At 36.3% G+C, this 8,370-nt stretch carries 10 protein-coding genes and 1 pseudogene; 3 read left to right on the top strand and 8 right to left on the bottom strand.

What is annotated here, in order from left to right; genetic code table 11:
* A pseudogene (locus tag ACILQF_RS07680) lies at positions 1 to 1,239 on the bottom strand (TonB-dependent receptor); the annotation flags it as partial.
* A 157-nt stretch (positions 1,240 to 1,396) separates the two neighbouring features.
* Complete coding sequence (gene dcd / locus ACILQF_RS07675) at positions 1,397 to 1,933, bottom strand: dCTP deaminase (RefSeq protein ID WP_395626832.1); 537 nt, start codon at positions 1,931 to 1,933, stop codon at positions 1,397 to 1,399.
* 70 nt (positions 1,934 to 2,003) lie between these two features.
* On the opposite strand from dcd, the gene ACILQF_RS07670 reads away from it, so the two are divergent.
* Genes ACILQF_RS07670 through ACILQF_RS07660 form a run of 3 tightly spaced genes read left to right on the top strand, consistent with a single transcriptional unit; the run spans position 2,004 to position 4,031 of the window.
* On the top strand, positions 2,004 to 2,657 hold the full coding sequence (locus tag ACILQF_RS07670) for a 4'-phosphopantetheinyl transferase family protein (RefSeq protein ID WP_395626831.1): 654 nt from the start codon (positions 2,004 to 2,006) through the stop codon (positions 2,655 to 2,657).
* Entirely contained in the window at positions 2,647 to 3,345 is a 699-nt protein-coding gene (gene lipB, locus ACILQF_RS07665; protein WP_395626830.1) for a lipoyl(octanoyl) transferase LipB, read from the top strand. The genes ACILQF_RS07670 and lipB overlap by 11 nt, the downstream gene beginning before the upstream one ends.
* Positions 3,342 to 4,031 carry an SGNH/GDSL hydrolase family protein gene (locus tag ACILQF_RS07660; protein ID WP_395626829.1) on the top strand — a complete coding sequence of 230 codons (690 nt, stop codon included), beginning with the start codon at positions 3,342 to 3,344 and terminating at the stop codon, positions 4,029 to 4,031. Before lipB ends, ACILQF_RS07660 begins: the two co-directional genes overlap by 4 nt.
* Before the next feature lie 103 nt (positions 4,032 to 4,134).
* On the opposite strand, the gene groL is transcribed toward ACILQF_RS07660, so the two are convergent.
* The 6 genes from groL to ACILQF_RS07630 all read right to left on the bottom strand — a co-directional run.
* Positions 4,135 to 5,772: a chaperonin GroEL gene (gene groL / locus ACILQF_RS07655; protein WP_395626828.1), complete on the bottom strand. Its 1,638-nt coding sequence runs from the start codon at positions 5,770 to 5,772 to the stop codon at positions 4,135 to 4,137.
* 169 nt (positions 5,773 to 5,941) lie between these two features.
* Positions 5,942 to 6,235: a co-chaperone GroES gene (gene groES / locus ACILQF_RS07650; RefSeq protein ID WP_090705455.1), complete on the bottom strand. Its 294-nt coding sequence runs from the start codon at positions 6,233 to 6,235 to the stop codon at positions 5,942 to 5,944.
* Between the two features lie 215 nt (positions 6,236 to 6,450).
* Positions 6,451 to 6,786: a preprotein translocase subunit SecG gene (gene secG, locus ACILQF_RS07645; RefSeq protein ID WP_395626827.1), complete on the bottom strand. Its 336-nt coding sequence runs from the start codon at positions 6,784 to 6,786 to the stop codon at positions 6,451 to 6,453.
* A gap of 10 nt (positions 6,787 to 6,796) precedes the next feature.
* On the bottom strand, positions 6,797 to 7,747 hold the full coding sequence (locus ACILQF_RS07640; protein WP_395626826.1) for a hypothetical protein: 951 nt from the start codon (positions 7,745 to 7,747) through the stop codon (positions 6,797 to 6,799).
* Between the two features lie 32 nt (positions 7,748 to 7,779).
* On the bottom strand, positions 7,780 to 8,256 hold the full coding sequence (locus ACILQF_RS07635; RefSeq protein ID WP_395626825.1) for an LptE family protein: 477 nt from the start codon (positions 8,254 to 8,256) through the stop codon (positions 7,780 to 7,782).
* A gap of 54 nt (positions 8,257 to 8,310) precedes the next feature.
* Positions 8,311 to 8,370: helix-turn-helix domain-containing protein (locus ACILQF_RS07630; RefSeq protein ID WP_395626833.1), on the bottom strand; the 60-nt coding region annotated here is incomplete at its 5' end.

Genomic DNA, 8,370 nt, shown 5'->3' with positions numbered 1-8,370 from the left:
TTGCAATATGCCTGTTGGGAAGCGTGATTTTGGAATTGAAGAGCTGAAAATACTACTATTCATTTTATTTTTAGATACAAATAGTACCTGTCCATTGCTTTGTGCAACAAGTGTTAATTCTGAATCTGCTTGCTGGAGTTCATTATTTGAGATTTTTATATTAAGCTCCATTGGATCCAAATTATCGACACTTAAAACATAGCCCTTTACTTTTACTTTAGGGAGAGGAATGACTTTTTCTGAGCCATCTTCAAATGTTAGGTGTGCGGCATAACTATTGGATGCTAAGGGCTTGATTTTGAATGAGCCCATTCCGGCATATTCCGATTTAAATTCAGTTAGTTTATTTTGGTTCTGATCTGCAATATAACCACTTACCGGAAGACCTAGACCCTCTGATCCGAGTGCTTTAAAGGCAACTCTTGTACTAATTCCGTCAATTAAGTCGCCACCCTCAGGGAAAAATTGAACATCAGTTTCTTTTGAGGTTGTCTTTACTGGAAAGCTTTTGCTAGCACTAACTTTTTCGCTCAGGCGAATGTTTGTAAGAATCTTCCCGGATTTTAAGATAAAGGGTTGGTTGTTCACGAAACTTAGCTGAAGTGTTCCATTTGAATCCGTTATTCCTTTTCCTTTGATAATGCTCCTAAAGTCTAAAACAACTTCATAGCTTACCTCTTTGCTGCTTAAAGGAGCACCAGACATATCGGTGTAATTTAATTTGGCCAACACCCTCTGGCCTTTTGGATCCTTGCTAAATGTGTAATCGGCTTGTGTAAGTACTGAATTTGAAATGGAATTACCAATGGTAATTGTTTTATCGAAAAAATATTCTTCGTCAAAATTTCGCATCCAATTGGTATAGGCGCGTATCCTATAATTACCTTCTTTTAGAGAATCGCTAAGTGCAAAATCACCTGAACTAAGTCCTATTTCCACAGGCAATGTCAAGGTTTGTTTCACAGAATCCTTATCATTAATTAGTTCTACATAAAGAATTTTACTCAAATCCGATAATTCATTCTTCTCGGCAGTAACAATATAAGCCTTAAACCAAATATTGTCTCCTATGGCATAATATGGCTTATCAAAGTGGAGGTGAACTTTTTCTTGCGGATATTGCAAGCGGTATTTTTCAATCTGTTGGAGAATCTTTTTTAAGGGGTCATCTTGTGCAACAAAGCCAAATGCAATAGCGGATATTATTATAGAAAATGAGAGAATGAGGTACTTTTTCATAGCTTCCTTTAAAATTATTTGGAGTTTTCAAAAATGTTTGGATCCCAATTTTACCTATGACGTATTTTTGAAATCCGATCCAATTAAAACACCAAGCCTCAATTTAATTTAAATTGAGGCTTGTTAGTGTAATATACGAATTTTTTGAATTAATTGCTTAGAATGTATTCTTCCACATCATACTTTCAACCGGTTTGGTTGTTTTATTAATGTATTTTGCATTGCTTTTGGTATTGTACATAGTTTCTACATCGCCCTCTACAACAAAGTAGATTAATTGTCCGATAGGCATTCCTGCATAGATTTTTACAGGCTGCGCACATGAAATTTCTAGTGTCCAGGTATTGCAGAATCCAACATCACCCTTTCCAGCGGTAGCATGAATATCTATCCCCAAACGACCAGTACTTGATTTTCCTTCTAAAAAAGGAACGTGCTTGTGGGTTTCTGTATATTCAAGTGTAACTCCGAGGTAAAGGGTATTCGGTTGAAGCACAAATCCATCCTTTGGAATTTCAAAATGATCAATTTCGTTATGGACCTTCGCGTCTAAAACTCTGTTTTTATACGTTGCCAAGTATTTGCCTAGGTGTACATCATAGGAATTTGTGCCCAAACAATCCTTTTTAAAGGGTTCTATGATGATATTCCCCTTTTCAATTTCTTCGAGTATGATTTTATCAGAAAGTATCATAAATAAGCTTAAGATTTCGACTAAATTATGATTAATTTGAGATAGTTTTGCAGGTATTTTAATTTAATAAATGGCTCTCGCTTATCATAAAAAAATCGACTCCTCAACTTCTTTCGCTATTTGGAAGATTGAAGAGTCTGCAGGTGAATTATTGGCTCAATTGCAATTAAAAGAGCATGAAAAATCGTATCTTGAAAGTCTGGTCAGCGACAAAAGAAATATGCATTGGTTAAGTACCCGCGTATTACTTCGCAAAATGATGGACACTGAAGAATACATCGACTGCAGGGTGGATGAGAGTGGAAAGCCTTTTTTGACAAATTTTCCTCATTTTATTTCCCTCAGTCACTCTTATGATTATGCTGCCGTAATGGTCAGTAAAAATAAAGCTGTAGGGATTGATATTGAACTTATAAAAAATAAAATTGATCGTATTGCTAATAAATTCATGAGTGCTAAAGAGATGCAATTTATTGATGAAAATCAACGAATTGAACATTTATATGTTTGTTGGTGTGCTAAGGAGGCCATTTATAAGCTTCATGGGAAAAAGAATGTGAGTTTTATTGAGAATATTGAGCTTCAACCTTTTCATTATCAAGAAGAAGGATCATTTGCAGCCAAGCTCGATGTTGGGTCTATTCAACAGGAGTTTAATGTTCAATATGAGAAATTTGATGGTTATATGATTGGATTTGTTTCAGAGGATGCGAATGAAAAATAAGGAAGTAATTTTTCAGGATTGGGGCTTGATGGATTATCAATCGGCGTGGGACAAGCAAGAAGTAATTTTTGCAGCAACAGTTGATTTGAAAACCCATAACAGAAATAATGCAACGGAGCTTCCGGCTCCAAATCACCTTGTTTTTGTAGAGCACCCTCACGTATATACACTAGGTAAAAGTGGGAAGCCTGAAAATTTATTACTTGATGAATCGGGTTTAAAGCAAAAGAATGCTTCTTACCATAAAATTAATCGAGGAGGTGATATTACTTATCATGGTCCGGGGCAATTAGTAGGCTACCCGATCCTCGATCTTGACAATTTCTTTACCGACATACATCTTTATTTACGTACGCTTGAGGAAGCCATTATTCTAACACTTGCCGACTATGGAATTGCGAGTGGCAGATATGCTGGATTTACTGGGGTTTGGCTTGATGCCGACAATGAAAAGGCTCGAAAAATTTGTGCCTTAGGTGTTCGCTGTAGTCGCTGGGTAACCATGCATGGATTTGCATTTAATGTAAATACAGATCTCAATTACTTTAAAAATATAATTCCTTGTGGTATTGATGATAAGGATGTTACTTCTATGGAAAGGGAATTGGGGTTTAAGTTGGATATGGAAAAAGTGAAACTAAAATTGCGCGAGCATATCTGTAATTTATTTGAAATGAGGCTATTATGAAGAGATTGATTTTGCTTTTTGCATTCATTTATTTATTTACTTCCTGTTCGAAATCTGAGCCTCCTCGAACACTTCGAGTAGTTTCTGATATAACCTATTTAGCGTTAGGGGATTCATATACTGTTGGGGAGGGTGTTTATCAAGAAGAATCTTTCCCTTTTCAGTTAGTTGATCAGTTAAATGCAGCAGGTATAAAAACCCTTAGTCCTGATGTTGTAGCTTTTAGTGGCTGGACTTCAAAGAACTTATTAGATGGAATAAAGCAATCTAACCTCAAGCCGAAGTATGATTTGGTAAGCTTGCTTATTGGGTCAAATAATCAATATCTTAAGTATTCAAAAGATACGTTTAGAAAAGAATTTGTTGAATTGCTGAATATTGCTGTTAGTCACTCGGTGGGGGGGAGAGCAACTGTTTTCGTTTTTTCTCTACCTGATTGGGGCGTAACACCCTTTGGTCAGTTAAAAAACCCATCTGAAGTAACTCTGGAAATTGATGCTTTCAATAAAATTATCGAGGAAGAGGCATTTAATGCTCGGGTTCATTTTATAAATATTACACCTGAGTCGCGCATTGCAGGTGTTGATCAATCTCTAACTTGTATAGACGGACTTCATCCCTCTGGGAAAATGTATGCTGAATGGGTAAAGAAATTATTTCCACTCGTAAAAACTGAATTATATTAAATTTAATTTAAGCTATTTTGAATTAGTTGTTTAAAATATATCTCTACAAAAAAGCCCTTTCTGAATTTTCAGAAAGGGCTTTTTAATAATTATTGGTGGGTGATTACATCATTCCACCCATTCCACCGCCACCCATTGGAGGCATATGACCACCTTTGTCCTCTTCAGGATCATCAGCTAATACCACTTCAGTAGTTAATAACATGGCTGCGATAGATGCTGCATTTTCTAATGCGATACGTCCAACTTTAGTTGGATCAATAACACCTGCACCGATAAGATTTTCATATACATCAGTACGTGCGTTGTATCCGAAATCAGCTTTACCTTCTTTTACTTTTTGAACAACGATAGAACCTTCAATTCCTGCGTTTTGGCAGATTTGACGTAATGGCTCTTCGATAGCGCGTCTGATAATTGCAATACCAGTAGTTTCATCTTCATTTGCTCCTTTAAGGTCAGCTAATGCCTCAATTGAACGAATGAAAGCAACACCACCACCTGCAACGATACCTTCTTCAACCGCAGCACGAGTTGCATGAAGTGCATCATCAACACGGTCTTTCTTTTCTTTCATTTCAACTTCCGTAGCTGCACCAACATAAAGTACTGCAACACCACCTGAAAGCTTAGCTAAACGCTCTTGAAGTTTTTCCTTATCGTAATCAGAAGTTGTAGTTTCAACCTGAGCCTTGATTTGGTTTACGCGAGCCTTAATATCATCAGATTTACCTGCTCCGTTAATTACAATAGTATTGTCTTTATCAACAACTACTTTTTCTGCCTGACCTAAATAAGTAAGGTCTGCATTTTCTAATTTATAACCTCTTTCTTCAGAGATAACAGTTCCACCAGTAAGAATAGCAATATCTTCAAGCATTGCTTTACGACGATCACCAAATCCTGGAGCTTTTACTGCAGCCACCTTCAGTGAACCACGAATTTTATTAACAACAAGAGTTGCTAGAGCCTCACCATCAAGATCTTCAGCAATGATAAGCAATGGCTTGCCTGTTTGAACTTGTTTTTCAAGTACAGGAAGCAATTCTTTCATGGAAGAGATTTTTTTATCGTAGATAAGAATGTATGGATTCTCTAACTCAACTTCCATTTTATCTGCATTGGTTACAAAGTATGGAGATAAATAACCACGGTCAAATTGCATACCTTCAACTGTTTTCATTTCAGTTTCAGTACCTTTTGCTTCTTCAACAGTAATTACACCATCTTTTCCAACTTTTGCCATAGCGTCAGCAATCAAGGTTCCAATTACTTCATCATTATTAGCTGAAATAGAGGCAACTTGTTTAATTTTTTTATTGTCTTCGCCAACTGACTGAGATTGTTTCTTCAGGTTAGCAACAACAGCAGCAACTGCTTTGTCGATACCACGCTTTAAATCCATTGGATTTGCACCTGCAGCAACGTTTTTAATTCCTGCAGTAACAATCGCCTGAGCTAAAACGGTAGCTGTTGTTGTGCCATCACCCGCTTGATCAGCAGTTTTTGATGCAACTTCTTTTACCATTTGAGCACCCATGTTTTCAAGAGCGTCTTTTAATTCAATTTCTTTGGCAACAGTTACACCATCTTTTGTGATTGCTGGTGAACCAAATTTCTTATCAATAATTACATTACGGCCTTTAGGACCAAGGGTTACCTTTACCGCATTTGCAAGAATATCCACGCCTCTTTTCAGAGCATCACGTGCTTCGACATTGTATTTAACTTGTTTTGACATTTTTTAAGATTTTAATGCTGGAGTTAATTCAAATCAGATGTTTGGATCAGGCTCCTGGGTTTCAATTTAATTTGGATTTTAGGTATGAGGTATGAAGTATGAGGTCTGAGGTATGAAGTATGAGTTACGACCTCTTAATTCGACCTTCGAACTCCGGCTTCAGTCTTCCTTATAATGTTGCAAAAATATCAGACTCACGCATAATAAGGTATTCTTTACCATCATGTGTAATTTCTGTACCAGCATATTTACCATACAATACCACATCTCCTACTTTATATGCCATAGGAATTAAATTACCGGTTTGCTCTGCATACTTACCCGGACCAACTGCTACAACAGTTCCTTTTTGAGGTTTTTCTTTTGCAGTATCAGGAATATAAAGTCCTGAGGCTGTTTTTTCTTCAGCAGGAGCAGCTTCTATAACTACCCGGTCTGCGCTAGGTTTGATATTTAATGCCATATTATTGTGTATTTAATTAATTAATTTTTTTCTTTCAATTTAAAGACACTAATTATGCCAAAGGGATTCAGGCCATAATTCTTGTCAAAATTTCATTTCTAATAACTTAGACGTGCTAAACTTTGCACCTTTCGGTGTCAAGCTGTCAGTTGATTGTCAGCCGAAATCAAAAAAAAAGCCACCTTTTCGGGTGGCTTAAACAGTATATTATAGTATTATTTTTTTGTAGTATCTGCAGGAATTGGCAAGTTTGATGGTGCCGCAACAGGTACTGTTGGTTGATTAATCTGTTTTTGAATATCATTCTTCTCTTGATTAACAACACCTCCACGAGGAACAACAACATTTGTCATTAATGCTAATACCATTAGGGTTACAGCAAGAACCCATGTTCCTTTTTCAAGGAAATCGCCTGTTCTTTGAACACCCATTACATTGTTGGAACCGGCAAATCCTGATGAAAGACCACCTCCCTTAGGGTTTTGGATTAAAATGATCACTACTAGCAGAAAACAAACAAGGATGGCTAGAACAATAATTGCGTACAACATATTTATTAATTTAATTCTTTTCTAATTCAATAATTTGGTTGGCAAAGTACGTGCTTTTTTCCGGATATTTCAAACTTAATTTTTTGTAGGTATCAATTGCTTTTTGAAAGAGCATTTGATCGATGTATATCTGGGCTAAAGTTTCAGATACCAGATCGTTTGGATCTTCAGAACTTTTACGGGCCTTATTTTCTGTATCTAATTTTTGAGATTTGGGTGCCTTAATCTGAGGTTCCTCTTTTATAAACTTCTCCAAAATAGAATCTTCCTTCCTTCGTACTTGAAATGGCACCGTTTTAGGGGCATTTTCCATTTCTTCTAAGGGAGATTGTAAATGAAATATATTTTCAATTATCTGACTACTAAGCTGATCAACCGAATTTCTTTTAATATTTTGTGTGGTATCTAGCTTAAAATTCACATAGGGCTGATAGGTATCAGCATGTTCTTTTCTAGTTTTATTAAGCCACCATAAAAAAGAGAAAGGCATTTTATCATCATCGTATTTTGAAACTTTTTGATCCGTTTCAGGACTTTGGGATTCTGATAGGTGATTTATTATTAAAGTCTCATTTTCCACAATTGCAGCTACCTGTTCTGGTTCAGGAATCTTGACATTTTGTATAATATCGGCTTCTTCAACAATTTCAACGGGAGTTTCTACAACTAATGCTAAAGGCTCAGGGCTTTCAGCTTTTATGTTTTGTGGATTATTGAGAATAGTGTACAAAATGCCACTATCCGGAATAATTAATGGTGTTTTTGCTAAATATTTGTCTCTTTTGTTGCTTTCTTTTCCTGCAGATGCTCCTGCATAAAATAGGTGCAAAAGCTGACAATAGGGATATTTTTCAAGTGCTGCACCGATTTCAGCAGGCTCGGCATGGCTAACTGCCAATGGATCTGCTACATATTCTGCAAATAAATTAATATCAAAATTCTGACGCTGTACCTCTTCCACTATATGCTCTTTTTTTGAAAGCTAAAGATTTTTTACCAATTGGCAAAAGCCTTGTTAAAAATATCCTCTGTTAGCTGACGATTTATCAATGTTAATAATTTTTGTTCTTGTGTTTGAATGGGGCCCTGATTTAAACTAAACTCTTGAAAAGCTTGAAAACTCTGCTCGAAATTTAACTCTGGATTCAAGCTATTGGTATACTTTACACTAACTGTAACGGTTAACCTATTCAATCCAGCACGGTCATTTCCCTGAATTGCCACCGGCCTGATGGTATAATCAGTAATCCTTCCCTCAAAATTGGCATCGCCCTCAGACCTAACAATACTTAACCTTGATTGATTTCGAATGCGTTCTTTTAATGCTTCGGTAAACTGCTGACTTAAATACGGAACAACTAAGGCAGAGTTATTTTCGAAAAACTGGACAGAAATTGTTTTCATTTCTGCAGGTATTGAAGCACCGGAAAATGAATACGTTCCGCAGGACTGCAAAATCAGGATTCCCAATAGAAGAGTAAAATATTTAATAGTTAATAATAGCCTGCGCATATTCGATTTGACTTATAATTCTAATTCTTTTATTTTGCGATATAGCGTACGCTCCGAAATTCCGAGCTCCTG

This window comes from Daejeonella sp., from assembly GCF_044232565.1.
In the GTDB taxonomy this organism is placed as follows: domain Bacteria; phylum Bacteroidota; class Bacteroidia; order Sphingobacteriales; family Sphingobacteriaceae; genus Daejeonella.
The sequence above is the reverse complement of the archived record's forward strand: the minus strand, read 5'-3'. Positions and strand labels throughout refer to the sequence as shown.

What these genes read in the sequence shown, in the direction of transcription:
- ACILQF_RS07660 (WP_395626829.1), top strand. Translation starts at nt 3,342, where the DNA reads ATGAAGAGATTGATTTTGCTTTTTGCATTCATTTATTTATTTACTTCC.
- groL (WP_395626828.1), bottom strand. Translation starts at nt 5,772, where the DNA reads ATGTCAAAACAAGTTAAATACAATGTCGAAGCACGTGATGCTCTGAAA.
- dcd (WP_395626832.1), bottom strand. Translation starts at nt 1,933, where the DNA reads ATGATACTTTCTGATAAAATCATACTCGAAGAAATTGAAAAGGGGAAT.
- secG (WP_395626827.1), bottom strand. Translation starts at nt 6,786, where the DNA reads ATGTTGTACGCAATTATTGTTCTAGCCATCCTTGTTTGTTTTCTGCTA.
- lipB (WP_395626830.1), top strand. Translation starts at nt 2,647, where the DNA reads ATGAAAAATAAGGAAGTAATTTTTCAGGATTGGGGCTTGATGGATTAT.
- ACILQF_RS07670 (WP_395626831.1), top strand. Translation starts at nt 2,004, where the DNA reads ATGGCTCTCGCTTATCATAAAAAAATCGACTCCTCAACTTCTTTCGCT.
- groES (WP_090705455.1), bottom strand. Translation starts at nt 6,235, where the DNA reads ATGGCATTAAATATCAAACCTAGCGCAGACCGGGTAGTTATAGAAGCT.